Annotated in this window: 17 protein-coding genes and 4 tRNA genes; 7 read left to right on the top strand and 14 right to left on the bottom strand. The window is 69.7% G+C overall.

Annotation, left to right across the window (positions count from 1 at the left end; translation table 11 throughout):
* Positions 1–78 precede the first annotated feature (78 nt).
* Positions 79–2,691, top strand: coding sequence for an NAD-dependent epimerase/dehydratase family protein (locus NH2_RS20175; protein WP_067656483.1), 2,613 nt, complete (start codon positions 79–81; stop codon positions 2,689–2,691).
* Positions 2,692–2,767: 76 nt separating this feature from the next.
* Here NH2_RS20175 and NH2_RS20170 read toward each other — a convergent pair whose 3' ends face one another.
* From NH2_RS20170 to NH2_RS20120, 11 genes are all read right to left on the bottom strand, one after another.
* A complete protein-coding gene (locus NH2_RS20170) occupies positions 2,768–3,409 on the bottom strand; it encodes a histidine phosphatase family protein (RefSeq protein WP_067656478.1) in 642 nt (213 codons plus the stop codon).
* Positions 3,410–3,416: 7 nt separating this feature from the next.
* Complete coding sequence (locus NH2_RS20165) at positions 3,417–4,085, bottom strand: hypothetical protein (protein WP_245650672.1); 669 nt, start codon at positions 4,083–4,085, stop codon at positions 3,417–3,419.
* A gap of 63 nt (positions 4,086–4,148) precedes the next feature.
* Positions 4,149–5,108 (bottom strand): MlaD family protein, encoded by a 960-nt coding sequence (locus NH2_RS20160; RefSeq protein ID WP_157103879.1) that lies wholly within the window; start codon positions 5,106–5,108, stop codon positions 4,149–4,151.
* Positions 5,105–6,112, bottom strand: coding sequence for an MlaD family protein (locus tag NH2_RS20155; RefSeq protein ID WP_067656472.1), 1,008 nt, complete (start codon positions 6,110–6,112; stop codon positions 5,105–5,107). The genes NH2_RS20160 and NH2_RS20155 overlap by 4 nt, the downstream gene beginning before the upstream one ends.
* The gene (locus tag NH2_RS20150; protein WP_067656469.1) at positions 6,109–7,143 is read right to left on the bottom strand and encodes an MlaD family protein; all 1,035 of its coding nucleotides are present in this window, start codon (positions 7,141–7,143) and stop codon (positions 6,109–6,111) included. The genes NH2_RS20155 and NH2_RS20150 overlap by 4 nt, the downstream gene beginning before the upstream one ends.
* Entirely contained in the window at positions 7,137–8,087 is a 951-nt protein-coding gene (locus NH2_RS20145) for an MlaD family protein (protein WP_245650671.1), read from the bottom strand. Before NH2_RS20145 ends, NH2_RS20150 begins: the two co-directional genes overlap by 7 nt.
* A 62-nt stretch (positions 8,088–8,149) precedes the next feature.
* Positions 8,150–9,163, bottom strand: coding sequence for an MlaD family protein (locus tag NH2_RS20140; protein WP_157103878.1), 1,014 nt, complete (start codon positions 9,161–9,163; stop codon positions 8,150–8,152).
* Positions 9,160–10,251, bottom strand: coding sequence for an MlaD family protein (locus tag NH2_RS20135; RefSeq protein ID WP_067656460.1), 1,092 nt, complete (start codon positions 10,249–10,251; stop codon positions 9,160–9,162). Before NH2_RS20135 ends, NH2_RS20140 begins: the two co-directional genes overlap by 4 nt.
* Before the next feature lie 2 nt (positions 10,252–10,253).
* Positions 10,254–11,129, bottom strand: coding sequence for an MlaE family ABC transporter permease (locus NH2_RS20130; protein ID WP_067656457.1), 876 nt, complete (start codon positions 11,127–11,129; stop codon positions 10,254–10,256).
* 2 nt (positions 11,130–11,131) lie between these two features.
* Positions 11,132–12,037, bottom strand: a complete 906-nt coding sequence (locus NH2_RS20125) for an MlaE family ABC transporter permease (protein ID WP_084505714.1) — start codon at positions 12,035–12,037, stop codon at positions 11,132–11,134.
* Positions 12,038–12,618: 581 nt separating this feature from the next.
* Positions 12,619–12,690 (bottom strand) — tRNA-Val (locus NH2_RS20120).
* Positions 12,691–12,918: 228 nt separating this feature from the next.
* Here NH2_RS20120 and NH2_RS20115 point away from each other — a divergent pair.
* The 4 genes from NH2_RS20115 (at position 12,919) to NH2_RS20100 (ending at position 14,590) form a co-directional block, all read left to right on the top strand.
* Positions 12,919–12,991 (top strand) — tRNA-Gly (locus NH2_RS20115).
* A 44-nt stretch (positions 12,992–13,035) separates the two neighbouring features.
* A tRNA-Cys gene (locus tag NH2_RS20110) sits at positions 13,036–13,106 on the top strand.
* Between the two features lies 1 nt (position 13,107).
* Positions 13,108–13,182 (top strand) — tRNA-Val (locus tag NH2_RS20105).
* Between the two features lie 247 nt (positions 13,183–13,429).
* Positions 13,430–14,590 (top strand): sigma factor-like helix-turn-helix DNA-binding protein, encoded by a 1,161-nt coding sequence (locus NH2_RS20100; RefSeq protein ID WP_067656808.1) that lies wholly within the window; start codon positions 13,430–13,432, stop codon positions 14,588–14,590.
* A gap of 166 nt (positions 14,591–14,756) precedes the next feature.
* Here the strand turns inward: NH2_RS20100 and NH2_RS20095 are convergent, their stop codons facing one another.
* Positions 14,757–15,740 carry a hypothetical protein gene (locus NH2_RS20095; RefSeq protein WP_245650670.1) on the bottom strand — a complete coding sequence of 328 codons (984 nt, stop codon included), beginning with the start codon at positions 15,738–15,740 and terminating at the stop codon, positions 14,757–14,759.
* 344 nt (positions 15,741–16,084) lie between these two features.
* Here NH2_RS20095 and NH2_RS20090 point away from each other — a divergent pair, with 344 nt between their 5' ends.
* On the top strand, positions 16,085–17,905 hold the full coding sequence (locus NH2_RS20090) for a hypothetical protein (protein ID WP_067656454.1): 1,821 nt from the start codon (positions 16,085–16,087) through the stop codon (positions 17,903–17,905).
* Here NH2_RS20090 and NH2_RS20085 read toward each other — a convergent pair whose 3' ends face one another.
* The gene (locus NH2_RS20085; protein WP_084505713.1) at positions 17,906–18,892 is read right to left on the bottom strand and encodes a LysR family transcriptional regulator; all 987 of its coding nucleotides are present in this window, start codon (positions 18,890–18,892) and stop codon (positions 17,906–17,908) included. It lies immediately after the preceding gene.
* A 60-nt stretch (positions 18,893–18,952) separates the two neighbouring features.
* Positions 18,953–20,542 carry a flavin-containing monooxygenase gene (locus tag NH2_RS20080; protein WP_245650669.1) on the bottom strand — a complete coding sequence of 530 codons (1,590 nt, stop codon included), beginning with the start codon at positions 20,540–20,542 and terminating at the stop codon, positions 18,953–18,955.
* Between the two features lie 18 nt (positions 20,543–20,560).
* On the opposite strand from NH2_RS20080, the gene NH2_RS20075 reads away from it, so the two are divergent.
* Positions 20,561–21,100 (top strand): GNAT family N-acetyltransferase, encoded by a 540-nt coding sequence (locus NH2_RS20075; RefSeq protein ID WP_067656448.1) that lies wholly within the window; start codon positions 20,561–20,563, stop codon positions 21,098–21,100.
* Positions 21,101–21,110: the final 10 nt, after the last annotated feature.

Here is a 21,110-nt window from a genome sequence, read left to right as displayed (position 1 = left end):
CAACCGCACGTCACGCTATAGTTTATCTAGATTAAATAGCCCTTTCGGCACTCATCGTCGAGTCGTGGAGAGTTCTGTATGAAGGTTGTCATCACCGGGGTGTCCGGCGACTTCGGTACCAGTGTCCTGCCCGCCGTACTCCGGCGGGGACACGACGTCGTCGGTATCTCCCGCGGTTCCTTCAGCCACCCTTCGCGGCGCTATCGCCACGCGGCGGCCGACATTCGCGATGTCGATGCTCTCACCGAAGCCATGGACGGCGCGGATGTCGTCATCCACCTCGCGTGGACCACTCATCCCAGCCACGACACCGTCGGCACCCGGGCCGTCGACATCGGCGGCACCGAGGCGGTGCTCGAAGCCATGCGGCGCGCGGGATGCCCGCGCTTGGTCTTCTCCTCGTCGGTCACCGTGTACGGCTACCGGCCGCTGCCGGGCGACGCGCTCTACAGCGAAGACGACAAGCCCGATCCCAGTCCCCGACACCGGTACGCGATCCACAAGGTCGAAGCGGAGAACCTGATCGATGCGGCCGGACTGAACGCGCTGCACATCCGCGGCAGCAACATCATGGGCCGCAACGCGACCGGGGTCACCCGGGAAGGGTTCGCCCTGCCCGCGCTGGTCGGGGTCCGCGGCGGCGGGAACCGGTTCCAATTCGTGCACGACGAGGACGTGGCCCGCTTCTTCGCCGAGGCGGTCGAGCACCCGGAATGGACCGGTCCGGTCAATCTCGCGACCACCGACACCACGACGATGCCGGAGATCGCCGAACTGCTCGGCAAGCCCTACATCACGGTTCCGAGGTCGGCGCTGCGGCGGACAGCGGGGATGCTGTGGCGCGCCCACGCGTCCTCCTTGGACCCGGGAGCCATCGAGGCGTTCACCGACTTCCCCTGTGTGCGCACCGAGAGGCTGCGCGACGAGTTCGGCTTCCAGTGCGCGTGGACCAGCCGGGACGCGGTCCTCGACTTCCGCCGCGCCAACCGCGCGCACATCTACCTGGGGTCACGCCGGGTGCGGCTGCCGTGGCGGTGGGGGCGCGGTGTGACACCGCAACTCTCGCCCGAGACCCTGTCCCGTCCCCGTGCCGCGGGCGCCGCGGGCGTTGTCCCCGGCGAGTTCGACACCCTGATCGATCCCCGATACTCGGTCTTCACCTGCGCCAATACCTCGGAGGCCTTTCCCGGGCCGATGACACCGGCCTCCGTCGAATCCGGAATCGACGCACTGCGCGCGGCGGGTGCGCAGTGCGCCGAGGTCCTGCGGATCCGCGGCGAGCTGGCGCGGATCCTCACCGACGAACAGGTGGGAGTGTTCGGCCACGGCGTCTACGCGAACCTGTCGGTCGTGTATGCCATGGCCAGGTCGCTGCCCGGTGGCGACCTGGAGACCTGGGAAGACAAACTGTTCGGCAATGTCCCGGAGACGGTCGACATCGAACCGATCAGCACCCTGAGCATGCTCAGCCGGTTGCCGTGGATCCTGGCACAGGCGCTGAGCTTCAACCGAGCCACCCTCGAGCGCGACGCGGCGGCGCGCACGGCACAGCTCTCGGCACCCCATCTCCCCGATCTGCCCGACCGGCAACTGGATTCGCGCTTGACGCTGATGAAGGACGAGGTGTCCGACAGTTGGTCGTTGGCCACCCAGGGCGTCATCTTCGTCACCACGGTGCTCGGCATCATCGAGAAACGTGTGGGCAAGGCCTTCGCCACGACGATTCGCGGCGGCACCGAGCAACTCGCCAGTGCGGGACCGGCGCGGGGAGCGCACCGGCTCGCCGAGGCGGCCCGCGCCGATTCCGAGCTCGCGGCCGTGCTTCGCGGCCATCCGGCCCCGGCCGCCCTCGCGAAGGTGCGCGCATCGCATCCGCGCTTCGCCGCCGACCTGCAGCAGGTGCTCGACGAGTACGGCCACCGCGGACCGCGGGAAACCGAACTGATCAACCGGGTCTTCGCCGATGCGCCGGAAATGCTGCTGGATGTGGTGACCAAACTCCTCGACAGCCCCGCACGTCCGTCGGTCCCGGTGCCGAATCTCAACCCGGCCACCGCGCTGCTGGCGCGTACGGCCGTGTACTACCAGCAGGCCCGCGAACGAGCCCGCGACGCCGCCATTCGGAACACCCACCTGTACCGACAGGCGATCCGGGAGAAGGGGCGCCGTTTGCGGGAGGCCGGGCTACTGGACGAGGCGGACGACGTCTTCTTCCTGATTCTCGACGAGATGCTCTGTCCCCCAGCCGATATCAGTGAGATCGTAGCTCGCCGCCGGTCCGATCGCGACCGGCTCGCGGCGCTGCGGATGCCCGCGACCTTCACCGCGAAGTGGGAGCCGGTGCGCAGCGACCAGGATGCCCTCACGCCGGGCGAGCGGCTGCAGGGCACCGGTGTCTCGCAGGGAACGGTCACCGGGACGGTGCGCGTCCTGACCGTGGACACCATGGACGACCTGAACCCGGGCGAAATCCTCGTCGCGGCGTTCACCGACACCGGCTGGACGCCGTTCTTCGCCTTCGCCGCGGCCGTCGTCGTCGATACCGGTGGCGAGATGTCCCATGCCGCGGTGGTGGCCCGCGAGTTCGGGGTGCCGTGCGTGGTGAACACCGGCGACGCCAGTCGCCGGCTGCGCGACGGCCAGACCGTGCAGGTCGACGGCGCCAAGGGCACCGTCACGGTCCTGAGCTGACGATTCGGTTACCGTTCCGCCGCCACCCGGCGGGTACGCCGGGTGCGCAGCTCGACGTTGATCTGTTCCCAGCCGATCACTCGGTACTGCCGGTATGGAGGCCGCGCTCGAGCGCGGTCGGCCGCGGATCGGCGCGGGCATCCTTCATGTGACCGGTCTCGTTCAGCGAAACCAGCCGCGCCGTCCCGTCGCCCGCGACGTCGAATCTGCTGATGCCGGTATACCCGGGCACGAAGAAGACCGTATCGGCCGTCCCCAGGACCGTCGACGCGTACGCGCTGATGACTCCCCCGTGCGCCACCACCGCGACCGTGGCATCGGCCGGATGCGCCGCGCACACCTCGGCCATCGTGACCGCGACGCCGGCGCGAAACTCGAGCAGTTCCCGATCGTCGGCCTGATGTCGCAGCCGCTCGTTGAAGGCCATCACCGAGGGGTGGTCGGTCTCCTCGACCGGGACGTAGGCATTGAAACCCCAATCCATTTCGCACAGACCCGCATGGCGTTTCGGGACGATCCCGTACCGCTCCGCCATCGGCTGCGCGGTCTCGACCGCCCGCCGCATCGTGCTCGTCCAGATCGCGTCGAGTTTCTCGTCGCGCAGCGCGTCGGCCAGGACGTCGGATTGGCGCGAACCCTGTGGACTCAACGGTGGGTCGATCCCCTCGCCGGGGGCGGTTCGCTGCGGGAGCGCGTGGCGAATGAGTATCAGATGCATGCGCGCGCTACTTTCCGGCCAGCGCCGAGTCGATGCCCGCGATATCGGTGATGACCCAGTCGTGCACGCTGTCGACGGTCAGCCGATAGGTCGCGGTGGAGTTGATGCCGTCCGGGGCTTGACTGTTCTTGGTGATCACGTTGACGAAGCAATCCACCGAATAGGTGCCGTTCGAATCCGACCGCACCTTGGCGGTGATCGGCTCGGCGATCGAGCTCCACTGCAACGGCGCGATGATCTGCTCCATCGACGTCGCCGCCTGGGTCAGCCGGTTGGTCAGTTCGGGAGAGGTGCCCTCGGTCAGCCGCCCGCGCCAGGACGCGAGGTCACGGAAATCCATCTCGGCTGCGCCTGCGGCATAGTCGAGCGCGACCTGCTCGGCGTGCGCGCGGTCGGAAGCCTGCGTGCGCAGCGCGTCGAGTTCATTCGCCTCACCGTGCAGCCGCCACGCCAGCACCCCGCTGGTCACCACGAGGGCGATGACGAGCAGCGCGATCGCCAACGCCTTCGTCGAGACCGAGGACTGCGCGAGTCCGCGACCGCGGGCCACGACCGCGGCGGTCCGCGCGGATCGGTTCCTGTCCTCCGACTCGACCGCCCCGTCGCGGGGTTCGACGTCGTCGTTCGTCTCGGAATCCGCTTCGGCCCCGGTGATCACCGATGTATCGCTGGTCATTGTTTCATTCCCTCTCAGCCTGTCAGCCCGAAATGTCTTGCCCATGTCGCCGGTGGCGCCCGCTCATTTCCCCGGTGTGCGGACGTGGACGGTGACGCTGTCACCCGCCTCGGTGGCGCTCAGCGCCTCGGCGAGCACGCGTCCGACGTCTACCGTGCGCATCGACGCCGCCGCGGCCTGCGCGGCCGGCAGCAGATCCGTTCCCAGGGTGCGCAGATCTGTCGCATTGGTGTCGAGGAATTTCTGCAACTCGGCCATGAACGGCTGAGTTCCGTCCCGGTTGGCCGGGACGATCGGCTGGAAGTCCTTCGTCCAGGCGAACGTATCCCAGAGCCCGGTGAAACTGTGGCCGAGCGCGGGCGCCACCTGTCCGAGCGCGACGAGGTCGGGCGCGAGCCAGGAGCTGTCCCGCAATATCGGCTGCACCGCGGTCAGCAGTCTGGCGAACGCGTCGGACTGCGTGGTGATCATGTCGGCCAGCAGTTCACCGGCCCTCGAGATCCCGCCGAGGACCCGCGTGTCCTCGGGCAGCGCGATATCCAACTCGCGGAAGATCGCGCCGACTCGGGCCGGGTCGATCTGTTCGAGCAGGCGCGTGAGGCGGGCCGAAAGCTCCTTGATCGTTGTCGGAACGACGATTCGGCCGGGATCGATGACCGCGTCGTCGGTCAGGTACGGCCCGGAGTCGCTCGGGGGTACGACGGCGATGAACGACTCCCCCAGCGCGGACAGGTTGTCCACTCGAAAGCGGCTGGCGGTGGGCACTCGATAATCGCTGTCGAACCTCCACTCGACCGAGACCTGGCCCGCCGAGGTATGCATCGTCGATACCTCGCCGATACGGATACCGCGGAGCAGGACCGGCGATCCGACGACCAATCCGTTCGAATCGGGCAGCGCCATCGAAACGGTGTTCAGGTCCTGTGCTATCGGCAGCGAGATTCCCAGCCGGTACATGTAACCGAACGAGCATGCCGCGATGAGGGCCATGCCCGCTATCGAGGCCAGGGTACGACGCGTCACTTGATCGCTCCCAACACGCGCAGCAGATTCTCCATATCCCCGACGAGCTCGTCGCCGTTCGCCGCCTGCACCGACCGGATGTTCACCGACGGGTTCCGCGCGAACGGCAGCACGACCATCCGCAGGAAGGTGGCGACACTGTCGACCGCCGCCGGTGCGGTAGACCAGGTCCCGCTGCCCGCGTGCACGGCCGCGGCGAGCGAATTCAGCATCGGCACCAGCCAATTTCCGCCGACGAACAGACTGCCGATCGCGGGCAGTCCCGTACTCGCCTGTCCGTAGTGGATATCGGCCGCGTATCGCCAGTAGCGCAACGCCGCGTCGTCGAACATCACCCGATCCAGGGTCGGAGATCTGTCGCTGATCGCGGACGCGGTGCGGTCGAGACCGGCGAGTGTCCGGTCGATCTCGCCCGTGTTCTGCGAGAGGTCGCGCAGATCACCGGTCAGCACGGTGGAAAGCCTGCGGATCTCGTCGACCGCGGGCATGACCGAGTTGATCCGTGACACCGTGGTCTGGATCCGCTCGATGCTGCCGCCGTTGACGAAGTAGGCGAGCACCGCGAGTGTGTCCTCGAGCTGCGGGGGCGAGGTTGTCCGGCTCACCGGGACGATCCCGTCCGGCGCGAGGTATTCGGTGCCGGGCCCGGTCGGAGCGTGGTCGAGCGCGATGTAGGTGTCGCCGAGCAGGGTGTCCTGCCGGATGATCGCCCGGGAATCGGCGGGAACGCGGGCTCCGGGTTCGAGCGACACCGTCACCGTCACGTCGGCTCCCCCGGCCTCGACCCCCGCCACCTTCCCGATCTCGAGGCCGTCCATCGTCACGGTGGCCCCGTCGGGAAGATTCATCACGCCCGCGAAATGCAATCGGATTCGCTCACCGCCGGTGTCGGAACCAAAGGTCGGAATATCCTTCGGGCCGAGTGCGCACGAGCTCACCAAGACCGAGAATCCACAGATCAGCGCCGCCCCCGCTCGGACGACCGATCGCTTGGCTGTGCTCATCGCGGTTCCTTCGCCAACAGCAGGTCGAGCAGCGGCACGGCGGTCGACGACGGGTCGATGCCCAGGACGACGGTGGGCTGCTGGTAGGTCAGCGCGGGCGTTTCGACGCCGGACGCCTGGCCCATCACCCCGCTCACGGCGGGGATCGAGCCCAGCAGGGCGGCGATGTCCTTCGAGCGCGTCGCCGCCAGCCGAATGACATCGGTGAGCCCGCCGTGGGCGAACGGCCAGATATCGCCGCCGTATCTGACCTGAATGTCGTACAGCGTCTTGCATGCCCACGAGACGCCGACTCCGAGTTCGATGACGCCGGGCAGGAAATCGTAGGCGGCCGCGCCGACGGCCACCGGCATCTGGTCCATGATCGAGCGGATGGAAGCCCATTCCCGAAGCGCTTCTTCGGTGAGCGGAGCCATGGTGGCGATCGCGGTGCCGACGTCGGAGATCATCCGGTCCGGATTGCTCATCGCCGTCGCCGCGTGCTGCATCAGCTCCGCCGCGTCCACCCCCTGCCCGTCCAAGGCGGTGTCCAGCCCGGCCAGCGCCCGCGCGAGACTCTCCTGCCCATTCGCGGGGGCGACGGCGTCGATGAAATCCGCGGCCGATCCGGTGATCTCGGAGATACTCTTCGGCGTGAAGCCGCGGTCCAACGGAATACACGTGCCCGTTTCGAGCTCCGGGCCCGCGGCGTAGTTCCCGACGAGTTCGAGGCTGCGATCCGCCAGCAACGATTTCGACCGGGTCACCGCCTGCACGTCCGCCGGGTAACGCCGGCCGCGATCGAGCGAGAAGCGGACCTCTACGTGGTCACCCCTCGGAACGACGCTCTCGACCTCGCCGACTCCGAACCCCATCTGAGTAACGGGATTGCCGGGGTAGAGCCCCAGCGAGTCCGGCATCTCGGCGCAGTAGCCGTCGACCGCGCCGGAGCCGAGCGGTGTCGCCGCCGAACAGGCGACCCCGGACACGAGGACCACCGCGATGATCGCGCCCGCCGCGAGGGATATTCTGCTCTTCCGCACGGTCAGCACGTCCGACCGAGCGTGGGGACACAGATATCCGACGCCAGCAGCGTGCCGCCGCCGATCTGCGCGATGCCCTCCGGACCGAGCCACTCCCGCAGCCGCGTCTGCAACGCCCGCAGATTGTCGAGCGCCGGACCCAGGTACTCCTGGAATTCGCCGATCGCATCCCGGGCGCGCACGATCCCGTCGTACAACTCGTCGGCGTGATCGATGTAGTACTCCATGAACGGCTGAACACGACTGATGATGTCTCCGAGACGGGCATAGGACTCGTTGAATCCCGCCTTCGTCGTGTTGTAGCGCGAGACAACGATTTCCAACTGTGCCACGAAGCCGAAGATGAAGTCGCGACTGCGATCGAAGGTCTCGGAATACTCGGCAGCCAGTTCGACGACCTTGTGCACTTGATCGCGTTGCCGATCCATGACCGCGGCGATGCTGTTCAGGCCGTCGATGATCGATCCGACGGAGGTGGCGTTGTGCTGCAGGGCGTCGGCCAGTTGAGTTACGTCGGCGTCGATGGTGCCGCCCTCGACCCGATCGGTCACACGCGGCGCGGCCTGTAGGACCTCGGCGATCGAGTACGGAACGGTGACGCGATCGACCGGGATGACGCGGGCGGGTCCCAGCGGTTCGTCGCCGATCGGGATCACCGTCACCGCGTAGCCGCCGACCGGGGTGAGCATGCGGACGTCCACCGTGGAATCGGCTCCCACGAAGGCGCTGTCCTCGATATCGAGTTCTACTCGCACCGACGCGGACCGAATGGAGATATCGGCGACCTTGCCCACACTGATTCCGGCGATCCGCACGTCCGCGCCGACCGACAGCGACGAGGCGTCCGTCGTGTCGAAGGTGATCGTCTGGCGACCAGGGGGATAGATGTAGACCACCGCCGCCGCCGCGACCGACACCACCGCCAGGAAGACGACCAGGCTTCCCAGCGCCACGCTGTTTCCGCGGAGCCGCCGGGTTACCGCGGTCGGTCGACGCGGCCCGTCGAACCGGGCCCTCAGAGTGCGTTGCATACGATCACCTCGCTGCCGTTGAGCAGAATTCGAACGTCGGTCGGAAGCTCGGCGACGCCGTTGCTGCACGACATCGCGTCCGAGCCCGATGCGAGAGGCGGAAGTTGCAGTCCCGCGAAAGCGCTCGGCAACAGACGAAGCGATTCGGCGGCCGCGGGCACCGAGGCGAAAGCGGTGCGCACCAGCCTGTCCACGTCCAGTTCCTTGGTCAATCCGAGATCGATCAACAGCTGATTGATGGGCCGGGTGAACGCGGGACCGAAAGCATCGGCCTTGGTGAACTCGTCCAAGACGGTCATGGCGCGGGCCACGGGAATACTCATGGATCGGAGGAAATCCATGAGGTCGGCGGACTTTCCGCCCATGGCGTCGGCGAGCCGGTTCAGGTTCGCGGTCAGGGTCGAGATCACCTGTTGCCGATCGCTTGCGTAATCGCCGAGCTTCTGGACGCTGTCCATGATGGGGGCCAAGCCGCCTCCGTCACCCTGCAACAGTGATATCGCATTTTGGGTGAAGGTGTTGATCTCGTCGGTGTTCATCGTGTTCAGCACCGGCTGGAGGCCGTTGAACAACTGGGTGATATCGAAAGAGGGTTTGGTCGACGCGGTCGTCAGATGATCGGTCGGCTTCCCCGGTTCGGCCGGCGTCACCAGATCGAGGTAGCGGACACCCGTCAGATTCTGATACTTGACCGCTATGACCGTATTCTCGGTCAGCCGATACGGCTCCTTCAGCGTGAACTGCACCTCCGCGACGCTGTGCCCGTCGCGCCGGACCAGATCGATGGCGGTCACCTTGCCGATCAGCACGCCCCGAGTCCGTACGTCTCCGTCGACGTGCAGGCCCGCCACATCGGTGAAGTCGGCGGCGACGGATCTGTTCGCACCCTCCACCGGATTCGTGATGGCGTTGAGGACGACCGTGAACATCACCACCGCCGCGACCGTCGCGGCGCTCAACTGAACGATCCTGAGCACCATGCGGCTCGAGTGCTTCATCGGGGTCCCTCCGGCAGGGTCGGCCACGGCGCCCCGAGGGCGGCCAGCGGAGTCGCGAACGCGGGCAGGTCGTCGAGGATCAGTCGCAGGTTCAGCGTCTTGGCCTCGTCGGGACCACTGAACGCGTTGCCGTATCGGTCGACGAGAACGGCGAGTTTCGAGGCGGCGGCGCCATCGTCGAGCAGATTCGGAACCGCGCTGGTCAGCGCGGTCACCGTCTGCGTCAACGGACCCAGGTCGCCGGGATGCGAGGAGAGAAGCAGCCCCGCGGAGCTGAACAAACCGCCGAGCAGCAGGCCGATTCCCTCGTTCATATCGGCCCACCAGGCCGCTTCATCGCCGATCGAACCCGCGGTCGAGACCCTGCGCGAATCGTTGTCGTACAGGATCTCGACCGTGTCGACGGCCTGCTGACCGAAGCTCGGCAGCACCTCCAGCGTCCTGTTCAGATCCGCGAGCAGCACACTCGGCATGGCTTGCTGTGTTTGGGAGATGCGGTTGGCCACGACGATTCCGGTCTCGATCATCGGCGTCAGGCCATCGGTGTATCGGATCACCTCGTCGAGGGTGTCGATCATCGACCGGGTCAGCGTGCCGTTCACCACCAGCGACCCCTTCTCGATCATCGTCGACATCGTGAAGTCACCGACCGGAGTGCGATCCAGTACCTGCCCGGAGGCGAGCGGTCGGCCGTTCGGCCTGCCGACGAGGTTCACCGCCGACACGCCGAAGTAGTTCGCCGGACGGAAATCCAGCTCGAAGGTGTCGGTCAGTCCACGCACTTCCCCCGGCGCCAGCTCGAGATCCAATCGGACGGTGCGGTCGTCGTACCGGGTCAGCCCCACCACGTCGCCGACCTCGACGCCGCGCAGGATGACCTTCGAGCCGCTGTGTATCCCGGGCGCGACCGCTGGAACCCGCAGGCTCAACGTCAGGGTGTCCGGTTGACCGATTCGCGGAGACAGCCGCCCGTAGACGAGGAAGGCGAGGATCGCTACCGCCACACTTCCCACGGCGACAGCCCGCAGCAGGCGCGTCTGGTGCTCTCCGGTACCGCGAATGAAATCCTGATTCCTGAATCTGCTCATCCCTATCCTTTGAAAACCAGGACCGGGCTCAAACCCCACAGAGCCACTGTCATCGCGAAGTTGAGCACCACCAGCACGACCAGGCTCGCGCGAATCGCGCGGCCGGACGCGGCCCCCACTCCCGCGGGGCCGCCGGACGCGAAATAGCCGTGGTAGCAATGAATGATCGTGACGGCCGCACAGAAGATCATCACCTTGATGATCGACGCCAGGAGTTCGGCCGGACTCAGAAACATTCGGAAATAGTGGTCGTAGGTGCCTGCCGGCTGGGACAGGAACACCTTCACCACCACGCTGCCGGTGAGGAAGCTGACCATCAGCGCCATCAGGTAACCGGGTAATACCACCAGCATTCCGCCCACGAGACGGGTTCCGACCACGAACGGGATGGCCTGCAACCCCATCGACTCGGTGGCGTCTATTTCCTCCGAAATCCGCATGGCGCCTATTTCGGCCGTCATCCGGCAGCCCGCTTGGGCGGCGAATCCGACACCGGTGACGAGTGGGGCGATGACGCGAAGGTTGCCGAACGAGCCGATGATTCCGCTCATCGGACCGAAACCGAGCAGATCCAGCGAGGTGAACGATTCGATGGCCACGACCGCGCCGACCGCTACCCCGAGGAAGAACATGAGGCTGATGACGCCACCGTCGACGATCAGCGAGCCGTTCCCCCACGCCATCTTGTTCATGGTCTCGAGGGTCGCTTTACGATAGTGCCGCAGCGTCTTCGGCAGAAGATACAACACCTTCACAGTGAAGACGATGATCTGTCCGATCTCGTCCAACAGGCCGGCCAGGGCGCGCAGGGCCGACCGCACGGGCCGTATGAACAACGATCGCGCAGAAAAGGGGGTCACGTTTCCCGGTCCGTTCATGATCAGGCCAGACGAGCCGGGAAGAACATCTGCTGGAATTGGCTGACCAGCAGGTTGGTCATGAAGATGCAGAAGACGCTCAGGACCACCGAGGCGTTCACCGCGTCGGCGACACCCTTCGGTCCGCCCTTCGCCTCCAGCCCCCGCAAGCTGGCGACGAGCACGACGATAGCGGCGAACAGCAGCGTCTTGATAACCGCGAACAGCACATCGACCGGCGACACGAAGGCACCGAACGTTTGCCAAAATGCGCCCGGCACAACATGATTGACGGTCGTCGCGACCACGAGGCCGGCCGACACGCCCGCCACGATGATCACCGCGCACAACGCCGGGGCGATGGCGATCATCGCCAGGAATCGCGGCATCACCAACCGCTCGACCGGGTCGACGCCCATCACTCGCATCGCATCGATCTCCTCCCGGATCGCGCGAGCTCCGAGATCCGACGCGATCGACGACGCGGCGGCGCCGCTCATCAGCAACCCGGCCGCCATCGGCGCGCCCTGACCTACCACCCCGAGTCCGCTGGCCGCACCGGCCAGCGAGTTCGCCCCCACCTGGTTCATGATGCCGCCGACCTGAACCGCGACTTCACCGCCGATCGGGATCGCCATCAGCAACGCGGGCAGAGCGGTGACCTTCAGCAGGTTCCACGCCTGGTCCAGGACCTCGGCGAGGGGTAGTCGCAGTCGCACGGTATCGACGACGGCATAGCGAACGACCTCGGCGGTCAACTCGGCCGAGCGACCGATCGTCGCGAGCGATCGAATCGGCGCTTCCCGTAGGTAGGCAAGTCTGCGTCGGCCACCGGCGACGGCCTCTTCCGGCTCGGACGCCGCGACATCCAGCGGCCGCGGCCGCAGGGACGGTGACTGGCCGGCGACCGGCGGCAACGTTGCAGCCATCGAACGACCCCCTTCGCTGAAGTCAATTGAGTTACGCTACCGAGTATTTCGTCCTGACTCGCGTCTCGACACCGCACCGGCTCGCCGTATGAGGCGGGCGGTCGCAGGGCCCGAGACGAGCTCGATGAAGTTACAGAGTAGCTGGGTTCACTAAGATTATCTAGATAATCTTAGTGAACATGAGGAACTCCGAGTTCTGGTCGAAAGCATTCGGGTTTGCTGGGATTACGGTAAAATCACCCCCTCGATCGCGACATCGCGCGGCCGAACCGGTCGCGACGCCAGGGTGAACATGCGCGGCATCGCCCATTCGTTCGGCATATCCCGGTGCGGCGCGCACCGCTGCCTCGAGGACAGTGCAAGGATGTATTTAACGGAAAGAATTTCGTTAATTCACGTTTTCCGGCGGTCGGTGCGTCACGAGGTGATTGTCTGCCAGGATGACCGTTGCACGGCGCGTGGCATTGCCGTGAGCTTGTCTGAGCGGGAGGAGATCCCACTGCGGCTCGCCCGCAACGAGTCGGGGCGCGTGATCGCGGCGCCGTTGGGGCGGCATCACCCGGTGGTCAGGCCAGAAAGAGTGGTCCCAGCTGGTTTCGAACCAGCGACCTTCCGCGTGTGAGGCGGACGCTCTCCCGCTGAGCTATGGGACCGGGATTCGCTCGGCCGCGGAGCGGCTGAACGAGTTGGAACATTAGCATGAGGCCCCGGCGCGGTACCAAATCGCGGCCCGAGCTGGGGAAATTCCGTGCGCGGGAGCGCGGCGCCGGTATTACCGCCTTCACAAGCCGCCTACCAGCGGATTTGTACCTTGCAGCGCGGGTGGGCTAATGTTCTGTCTCGCACCGCGGCAGGCCGAAACGCCGCCGAGGTGGCACAATGCGGATGTAGCGCAGCTGGTAGCGCATCACCTTGCCAAGGTGAGGGTCGCGGGTTCGAATCCCGTCATCCGCTCGAGAGGTAGGGCCAGGTAGCGACAGTTACCGTCCCCCTTGCGCGGTGGAGTGGCCGAGTGGTGAGGCAACGGCCTGCAAAGCCGTGCACACGGGTTCGATTCCCGTCTCCACCTCGCGCGATTAGCTCAGCGGGAGAGCGCTTCCCTGACACGGAAGAGGTCACTGGTTCAATCCCAGTATCGCGCACCACCTGATCGGCCCCGGTCCTCGGACCGGGGCCGATCTTGTTTCCGCGGAACTTACTCCCCGTCGCTCTTGCCGGGAGCGGAGAGCTGGAGCGGCCCGTCGAGCAGCTCGACCATGCTGTCGCGGACCTCCACCAGCGCGGTGCGCATGGTGGGCGGCTACCCGGCGCGCCGCCCACCACGCGCGCCCGCCGCGGGCTGTCGGTGCCCGGGTCTAGGCTGTGGGCCGGTCGAGGCGAGGTGAGGTGCGGGTGGCGGTACACGCGGAGGAGTGGGGCGGGAGCGATATCGCCGGTGCCGTCGGGCTCGAGCACGAGGAGATGGCGGAGGTGGTCGCCGCGCTCGTCGCCGAGCACGCGGAGCGCAGCGCCAGGGAGGCGGAGATCGTCGCGCTGCGGCTGGGGGTCGGGGCGGCGCCGCCGGCGACGCTCAGCCGGATCGCCGCGCGGCAGGACATCTCCCGGGATCGGGCGCGACAGCTGCACACCAGGGCGGTCGGGCACATCCTGCGCAGGCATCCGCCGGGTGGCTCGGCCTTCGCGGTCTTCACCCGGAGCTACCCGCCGGGCACGCCGGACCAGCGGCTGGTGCGCACCCTGCTCGCCGAGATCTACGCCACCGACGCCGACCTCGCCGCCAATGAACTCGCCTACCTCCGGCTACGGCTGGCCGGGCATCCACCGGAGGACGCGCGCCGGATCGCGGGCTTCGTCATGCAGCGGATACTGGGCTGGCGGAAGAAGACCCGGCGGCTGCTGGCGGCGCTGCACGAGCCGGCCCCGGTGCACGGGAGCGTGCTGGGCGGGGTCGAGTGGGCGGACGGCGGCTCGCCCGCGCCGCTGCCGGGCCGCTCCGCGCGCCCGGACGCCGACGACGACGGGCGCGGGCGGTTCTACCTGGACAGCGTCGGCCGCGACGTGGCCTTCGATTCCGGGCTGCGGGCCCGGCTGCTGCGGCTGCTCGATGCCGATCCGGCGGTGGAGACCTTCCAGGAGGATCCGGTCGCGGTCGAACTCGAGGGGGTTTCGCTGTATCCGGGGGTCGCCGTGCGCGGGGTCGACGGGCGGATCGCGCTGATCGACGTGCAGCCGTTGAGCCGGGCGGCCCTGTATCCGAACCGGGTGCGGTCGCGGGTACTGCGGGCGTGGGCGCAGCGGAACGGGTGGGGGTGGATGGTGTGGACCGGTAGTGAGATCGGGGTCGCCGAGCTGGCGGCGCGGGCGGTGACCGCGCCGGATGCGCTGGTCGAGCGGTTGCGGACAGGTCCGGTGGGGTGGTCCGGGTTCGCGGCTGTTGCGGGTGGTCTGGAGCTGCTCGACCTGGCTGCGCTGGTCGTGCGCGAAGGATGGCGCTGGGAGCGGGCACCGTTCCGGCTCGGTGCGGAGTTCGATCGGCTGCCCGGGGCGGGCTGACGGGACGGGCGATCGTCCGGAGCGGGTGGGGCGAGGCGGGACGGCGGGTCCGGGGTCGGGCCGGTGGTGACGCCGCCGACGCCGGGTGGCGAGGCGAATGGCGACACCGCCGCCGGGCCGGGCCGGTCGCGGCGCGTCGGCGCTGGGCGCTGGGCGCGCCGGACTTTCAGCGCACGACGATCGCGGCGGCGATGAAGGTGACGATGAGCATCATGGCGCAGCAGGTGATGAGCTGCCAGTGGTTCACCGTCCGGCTCACCGTCGTCAGCTGGGCGCGCAGGGTGTCGGCGCGCCGGAGTTGGTCGGCGATGGTGCGCTGGGCGCGCGCCAGCTCGTCGGCGCGCTCCTCCTGGGTCTGCTCGGCCCGCTCCAGCCGGGTGTGCAGCTTGACGATCTGCTTCTGCTTCTCCCGCACCGTCTGCCGGGAGACGGCCAGCGCGGTGCGCTGATCGACCAGTTCCCGGCGCTGGCGGGCGATGATCGCCGCCTGGGTCCTGGTGTGGTGCTCCCAGTCGCTCACCGTTGCCCACCCTCCCGTCGAGACGTCCCGATAACCCCACACGATGTCGCCGTCGACCCAGCCGGCCAGGAAGTCGCGCAGCTCGTACGGCCCCTGCTTGGCCGCGACCACGGCCGAGCAGGCGGTGTCGAACATGCCGCTCTCGATCTCGTAGTCGCAGGCGGGCGGGGCGAAATCGCGGATGCCGAGCGCGGGCAGGTGCGCCACCCAGAAACCGGGCGGGCACAGCCACAGCACGCTTGCCAGCCCGGCGTCGCGCAGCCGCTGCGTGTGCTGCAACGCGAGCGTGCAGTCCAGCGGGCCGCTGCGCACCTCGATGGCGAAGCGGCGCTCGCCGATCCGCCAGTACACATCCACCGGGACGCCGTCGACGCGGTACCCGACCTCGGCCTCGTCCGCGCCGAGCGCGAGCAGCCTGCCGCGCAGCCAGTACTTGAAGCGCTCCAGGTTCCACTGGCTCCGGGTGCACTCCGGGCAGCGGCAGCCGTACCCGACCCGCTCGCCGGGGGCGCGGCGCGGGCCGTTGGAGATACCGAGCTCGGCCAGCAGCGCGCGCCGTCCACAGGACGGCGCTTCCACCCGCTGCTCGCTGCGCACCACGTCGACCACACCCCTATGCCTGCGATCCACGCGGGCAGGGCCACCCGCGCTCACTACCAGAGTGCTCCCTCATGGGTGCATCCCGCCACTCCCCTCCGCACCCGCGGCCGGGTGCGCCGCGACCGCGGTGGGATGATCACTGTTGTACCGCAACGGATTCGAACCGGCACCTCGCGGCACGCGGGGGTTTCGGGCGAGAACAGCGCTCCGCTCCCCCGGCGATCATCGGGACACGCACTGCTACAGCGGGTTTCGGCGTTCCGCCGGAGCGCGAAGGCGGACTTTGCTTCGCCTGCCGAACGGCATCGTAATCACACCGTTAGAATCTCCCCGGCCGCGCGCTCAGCCGGACCGATCGGGGAAGAAGGTAGTGGATGGAGCACGTCGAAGACGGCGCCGAGTCGATCGGCGCGATGCTGTCCGATATCGCCGAGTCCCTGCGGGAGGTGAGCCGGAAGCTGGACCTGGTCGCCGCCCGCGTCGATGTGCCGCTGCCCGTGCCGGTGCCCGCCGACGACCGTGACGTCGCGACGCGGCTCGCCACGATCGAGGCGTGGGCCTTCCGCACCGATCGGGATGTCGCCGATCTGGGGCGGCGGTTGGACCTGCTGCAGAGCGTCGCCGACGCGCCGGGCACCGGGCGCCGGCACGCGCCCGAGCCGAAGCCGGGCACCGCGGCGGAGACGCCGCCCGCCGGGCGGCGGGCGGCCGAGGACGGCGCCGGTTTCCGTCTCGCGGAGGCGGCGCGACCGGGTCGCAGGGCCGCGGACGAGGGTGCCGGACAGCACGCGGACGACACGGACGGCTCGTCCCGGCCGGCCGCACCCACCGCGCGGCGGCGCGCCGACGACCTCGGCACCGGCGCCGCCGGGCAGCGGGCGAGCGAGGGCGCGCCGACGGGTCAGGGGCGGCGAGCGGCCGCCGACCCGGAGCCGGGTGAGCAGCCGGGCCCGCCCGCCCGCCTCGGCAGGCGCGCGGCGGAGGAGAGCACGCACGGGCTCGGGCGGCACGAGGGAGCCGGGGCGGCGCCCGCGACCGGGCGGCGCTCCGCCGAGCTGAACGGCAGAGCCGAGGCCGGCCCCGATCCGGTGAGCGCCTACCGGCCCGCGTCGAACGGGGCGAGCCCGCAGCCGGAGTCCGAGGCGCCGCGCCGCCCGGCGGCGCAGGACGAACCGGCCGGCGCGGCGGACGACACCGGGTCCGGCCGCCGCGCCGCCGCCGATGCCGCGGCCGAGCGGCACGCCAGCGCGTACGGCCCGAGTGCACGGGGCCCCCAGCTCGGCGCGGCCCCCGAGGCACCGGCGGAGACGGCCGCCCCGCGGGTCCCCCGCCCGCGCTACGCGGCCGGCTCGTCGCGGCAGCGCATCGCGGAGGCCCGCGCGGAATCCGCGGGCAGGCTCTCGGCGGAGCAGGGCGAGAGCACCGCTGCGGCCGAGCAGGGAGCGCGGCCCGCCGCGGACCAGGGGGTCCGCCCCGCCCCGGTGCGGCGCGCGGAGAACCCGGCCGAGACGGCCGTCTCCCCCCGGCTCTCCGGCGACCCGGGCAGCACCCCCGGCGGAACCGCCGGGCTCGCCACCCCGGACGAGCCCGCCCCCGGCGACGAACCCGCGGGGCCCACCCTGCGCGCGGCGGTGGAGGCCCGCCGCGCCTCCGGCGGCCTCCCGCAGCGCGGAGCGGCACCGTCCCCGACCCCGCCGGGCGCCACCCCGGCCCAGAGCCGGCCCGCACCGGAGCACACCGAGCTCACCCGCCAGGACGAACCGGACCGGTGGAGCGCCGCGCGCCGCAACGGCAGCTCCGTCGGGCTCGGCGAGACCGTCGCCGCCGCCTACGACCAGGGCCTGCGCGACGGCTTCACCGGCCAGCAGGACGGCTACCGGCAGGCGCCGGCCGCCGGCTACCCGCTGGACGAGACCGGCGACGACTTCGCCCCCTTCGCCGACCGGCAGACCGCGGACGTGCACACCGACCAGGTCGGCCGCCCCGGCCTCACCTCCGGCGCGATCGAGCGCCCCGGCAACGCCGAGCCCGCCGTCGACCGCTCCGCCTACGGCGACTTCGGCAACGGCTTCACCGGCGCCACCGCCGAGGAGACCGCGCACGCCGACAAGGTGCAGGCCATGCTGGACGAGCTCAAGCGCACCGCCGCCGCCATGCCGTTCGGCCCGCCCACCGGGGAGCCGGACCAGCGGTAGTCAGGCGATGCGCTCGGCGGCGTCGTGCGCGGCGCCGGTGATCGCCTTGGCCACCGCCCCGCGCAGCCGCCGCGGCGGCGCCTCCGGCACCTGCTGCGCGCGCAGCAGCCGCTCGACCAGTTCGCGCAGCCAGCGGTGCCCGTCGTCGGCGGTGTGCCTGGGATGCCAGGCCATGCCGATCGGCACCTCGGGCAGCGGCAGCGGGATCTCGAAGGCGCGCAGCCCGAGCGGGCCGAGCAGCGAGGTCACCGCCGAGGCGGGCGCGGGGCAGACCGCGGCGCCGCCGCGCACCGCGAGCAGCGCGGTGGTGAGGTCGGGGACGGTGCCGATCACCCGGCGGGTGCGGCCGTGCAGCGCGAGCCGGTCGTCGATGGCGCCGCGCACCCGGCCCTGCCTGCTCACGCTCAGGTGCTCGGCGGCGGCGTAGGCGGCGACCGTCACCGGCTCGGTGACCAGCGGGTGATCGGCGGCCGCGACCCCGATCAGCCGGTCGCCGTAGAGCCGCCGCAGCACCGTCTCCGGGTCGCTGCGCTCGATCACCCCGGCCTGCAGGTCGGTGCGGCCGTCGCGGAGCGCGCGCGGGTCGTCCTCCGCGCTCGCCACCAGGTTCAGCGTGACGCCGGGCGCCTCGCGGCGGACCGCGGCCAGCAGCGGGCCGGTGAGTTCCGGCCGGACCTCGTCGCCCGCGCGCACCGCGAAGCCGCGGCGCAGCGTACCCGCGTCGAAGGGCGGGCGCGGCGTCAGCAGCCCGCGCCCCTGCTCGACCAGCCCGTGCACCTGATGGCGCAGCTCCAGCGCACGCGGGGTGGGGACGAGCGCCCGGCCGGAGCGGACGAGCAGCGGATCGCCGAGCACCTGCCGCAGCCGCGCCAGGGTGCGGCTCATGGCGGGCACCGAGGTCTGCATCCGCTCGGCGGCCAGCGTGACGCTGCTGGTCTCCAGCAGCGCGTCCAGGGCCACCAGCAGGTTCATGTCCAGCCGGTCCACTCCCGAATTATCCCCGTATCCCGGCCGCTACCGGCGCGTTGCCACGCCGGTCGTTACCCGTCAGTGTTGAACGGCGGCCACCTGGTCGACCGGGCGCGGCTGGGTGTCGCGCTCCAGCTTGGGCGCGCCGATCACCCTCAGGTCGTCCGGGGTGACCGGGCGGAACCACTGGGCGAAGCGCAGCCGGGCCGGGAACTCCGCGTGCAGGTCGGCGAGGAGCTCGTCGATGTGGTGCACGCCGAACGGCCCGGCCTCGGTGCCGTGCGTGCCACCGCCGGTGCGCTCCGCGAGCCAGCTCAGCCGCTCGTCCAGCGCCTCGCCCATGGCGGTGGGGCCGGGCAGGTCGAGGCGGTGGGTGAGCAGCGCGGCGGTCCAGTGCGCGCCGACCTCGGCGGCGAGCGCGCTGAGCGCGGAGCCGCCGTACCCGGCGAAGCTCAGCCGGGGCACGGTGGGCGGCAGGATCTGCCGGTAGAGCCGGAAGTTGCCCGCGTCGTCGGTGAGCTGGCGCTGCACGAACGGCGTCAGGAAGGGCACCCGCTGCCGATACCCGGTCGCGCAGATGACCAGGTCGGCGGGGATGGTCTGGCCGTCCGAGAGGTGCGCCACCGGCACCTTCTCCGCGCCGAGCGCGCTGATCTCGGTATCCCGCACCACGGTGAGCCGCCCGGCCCAGACCTGCTCGGTGAAGCCGTCGACGGCGAGGTCGACCGTGCCGTGCGCGACGGTGCCGAAGGGCTCGGCCGGGACCAGCTCCAGCTCGCGCAGGTGCAGGCTGCGGATGGTGCGCTCCTGGATGACGTCGAGGTTGCTGTCGCGCACCGAGCGGCCGGGGCCGTTCAGGAACTTCTCCGGGCGGCGCTGCCGCTGGTAGCCGAAGTGGCTCTCGCCGAAGCGGCTCTGCAGCAGCCGCTCGGCGTCCAGGAAGCGGCCCGCCCGGCGCGCCAGCTTCCAGCGCAGCCTGCGGGCGACCACGGTGGTGGAGGCGGCGACGTGGCTGATCGCCTCGGCGATCTCGCAGGCGGCGGTGCCGTAGCCGACCACGACGACGTTGCGGCCGCGCGCCGCCGCGAGGTCGGAGAGCAGCGAGCTGTGCCCCAGCTGGCCGCCCGCGCGGTGGAAGTCGACGCTACCGGTGAACTCGGGGACCCGCGGGTCGGAGTGCACGCCGTTGGCGATGATCAGGTGGTCGCAGGAGGTGCGGTGCACGCCGGTGCCGTCGCGCACCTCGAGCAGCCAGCCGCTGTCCACCGGGTCGGCCGCGACCACCTCGGTGTTCAGCCGCAGCGCGTGGCCGAGGTCGAAGCGGCGGACGTAGCCCTCCAGGTAGGACTGCATCTGTGCGCCGTCGAGGCGGTCCGGGAAGTCCTCTGGCATCGGGTGGTCGGAGAACCGGTACGTACGGCTGCTGCTCTGGGCACGCAACCCGGGGTAACGGCGAGTAGCGCTCCACACGCCACCGACATCCGGCGCCCGATCGAAGACCTCGACCGGAAAACCCTCCTGTCTGAGCACTTTCGCGCAGGCCAAACCCGCTATTCCGGCGCCGACGATCGCGACACGGCTCCTGCTGGTCATGCGGCAGAGACTACCGGCTCGCCCGGACCCGCACGGCGCGGCTGCCAGGAAAGCGAGATCGGACAATCCAGCCACCCGTGATTCACTGGACGAATGAGTGAAACGACGCTCGTCGTCGGGCCCGCCGGGCTGTGGGACGCGGAGGCGCTCGGCGCCCTCGCCGCGGCGACGTTTGCGCTGGCCTGCCCGCCGGGGACCACCCCGGAGGACGTCGAGAGCTTCCTCGCCGCCATGCTCTCCGCGGAGCGGTTCGGCGAGTACCTGGGCGACCCGGACCGGATCGTGCTGCGCGCCGCCGAGGACGGCGAGCTGGTCGGCTACGCCATGCTGCACGTCGGAACGCCGGCGGACCCGGCCATCGCGAAGGCGGTCGAGCTGGAGCCCGCGGTGGAGCTCAGCAAGATGTACGTGCTGCCGGGCAGGCACGGCAGCGGCGTGGCCGACGCGCTCATGCGGGCCGCGCTGGAGCACGCCGCCGCGGCGGGCGGGGCCGGGCTCTGGCTCGGGGTGAATCAGCACAACGAGCGCGCACAGCGCTTCTACGCCCGCAGCGGCTTCGAGCGCTGCGGCACCAAGACCTTCCGGGTGGGGGCGCAGCTGCACGACGACTACGTCATGCGGCTGCGCTTCTAGCAGCAGCCCG

This window comes from Nocardia harenae NBRC 108248 (genome assembly GCF_001612885.1).
GTDB lineage: Bacteria > Actinomycetota > Actinomycetes > Mycobacteriales > Mycobacteriaceae > Nocardia > Nocardia harenae.
This window is presented reverse-complemented; position numbering and strand designations above follow the sequence as displayed.